This window comes from Flavobacterium fluviatile, assembly GCF_010645065.1.
GTDB lineage: Bacteria > Bacteroidota > Bacteroidia > Flavobacteriales > Flavobacteriaceae > Flavobacterium > Flavobacterium fluviatile.
This window is the reverse complement of record NZ_JAADZW010000061.1, coordinates 1-2,160: the sequence shown is the minus strand read 5'-3', so window position 1 is coordinate 2,160 and position 2,160 is coordinate 1. Positions and strand designations below refer to the sequence as shown.

The 2,160-nt window shown below is 36.7% G+C and carries 1 protein-coding gene; it reads left to right on the top strand.

Annotated features, from left to right (window positions below; translation table 11 throughout):
- Nucleotides 1-373: 373 nt before the first annotated feature.
- The coding region (locus GXM17_RS21195; RefSeq protein WP_425280029.1) for a DUF7507 domain-containing protein at nucleotides 374-2,160 on the top strand (1,787 nt) is incomplete at its 3' end.

Genomic DNA, 2,160 nt, shown 5'->3' with positions numbered 1-2,160 from the left:
TTTTACTGGTGAAAGTAGTTCTGGATAATGGCTACCAGACGACCAAAAAAGTTATCTTCAAATAATACAACGAAACACACCGAAAATCCGATGACGAAAGTTATCGGATTTTTTTTATTCAGGTTTTCTAATTTTTTCTCTATTTAAAGTGTATGGTTTGTCATTTGCTTTAAGATTCCTATTTATGTATTATATCGAAAAAATGCATCACTTAATCGGATTTTTTTCTTTTTTTTATTTAGAGTAATAAAGAACGGTTACTTTTGCCGCCTATATACTTATTATTTAATGTTTTAAACACATTTTAATTTAAATAAAATGCTAAAAGTGCGTATATAGATTATTGCTCCAAAAACATTTAAAACCTGCAAAAATGATTAAAAAACCACTTTTGATCAGACATGTCATATCTTTTAAGGCAGTTGTTCTGTTTTTTTTATTAGTACACTCAAGAACTTTTAGTCAGACTTCTGTTACCCGAATTTATACTGACTGGAATGGGTACTGGACATCAAACTCAGCCACTGGTACAAATAATCAGCCTAATACAGAAAACAACCTGCTGGCATTTGACTGGGGTGGTAAAACATATGCTACAGGAGTGAACAATGCTACCTTAACTTCCCGTTCAATTGCTTTTGAAAACTCTCTTTTCAGGGCTTTAAAAATACAGTCTTTAGAATATACTTCAAGCACTTATTTTTTGCAGGGTTCAATGATAGACGGATCTTTAACTAACAGAGTATTGACACCACCACTTTTAGGAACAACTTCTGTACCCGCCGAATTAGCATACAGACTTACTGATGGGATTAATGGTCTGGCTTTAGGAACAGGTATTGCCAATATAAAACCAGCTTCTGCTTCATTTAAAGTTGGTACAAATAATGTGCTGGTAGGTGCTATCGGTGACAACATTCCGGATATCGTGGTAACTCAGGTAGCTTCTCCAAATTCGACAGTGGATAAATTTAGATTTGTAGATAGCAATAATGTTACCGTTGGAGTATCAGTAAATGTTAATTTTACTTCAATGGCAGTCATGGGAACTTATCGTCTTGATTTGTTTAATGCAAACAATGGAGCACCATCTTCTACTTATGCTGCAAACGAAACCCGTGACATCCGAATTCTGGCTATTGATTTATCTTCATTTGGAATTACATCTGCAAATGCAGGTCAGATTGATAGTTTTGTGGTTGATTTTTCAGGTGATTCAGATTGTGCTTTTATTGCTTTTAATAAAAATTCACTTAAAACAGCAGAGGTTGCTTTGGTAAAAAAAGCTTCAATGACTGGGTGTGGCAAAGAGGGCAGTGTGATAAATTATACTTTTGAGGTGACAAACACAGGGCAGGTTCCTTTGACAGATATTCAGGTAACAGATCCTAAAATCAGTACCATTTCAGGTGCACCTGTTGCTTCTCTGGCTGTAGGTGCTACCGCTGTATTTACAGGAAATTACACGGTTACAGCTGCTGATGTTGCTTTGGGCAGGGTTATTAATACAGCAAAAATCACGGCATTGGATCCATCATTGAATATCGTAGAAGACATTTCAGGTAATACCAACAACGATGATATTCCAACTTCTATCAATCTTCTGGATCCTCCTGTATTGGGAAGTGTAAAAAATATCACTTGCAATTCATTAGGGACTATTGCTTTAAGTAATCTTCCTTCAGGATCATGGACATTAGAAAGAAATTCTGCCAGCGGAACCGTAAATACTACCGGTTCGGGTACTACATTTACAGTTACAGGATTGGCAGCCGGCACTTATAGCTTTAGAGTAACCAATAGCACTGGCTGTAAATCTCCTTCAACAGCAGGAACAACAATTAGCAGTCAGACCACCAATACCTGGAACGGGACTTCATGGTCGACAGGATCCGTACCTACTTTAGATCAAAATATTGTTTTTACAGGAAATTATCCTCCCGCTGCAGATCCAAATGTTGATCTGTATGGTTGTACTTGTCTGGTTTCCGGAAGTACAGCTAAAGTTACAATAAAAACCGGCCGTACTCTGACGATAACAAATTGGGTAAACGTTGCTACAGATCAGAATTTAATCATTGAAAACAATGCCAGCCTTGTTCAGATTAATAATGCTTCAGTTAACTCTGGATCAATCATCTACAAGCGATCTTCTCAGCC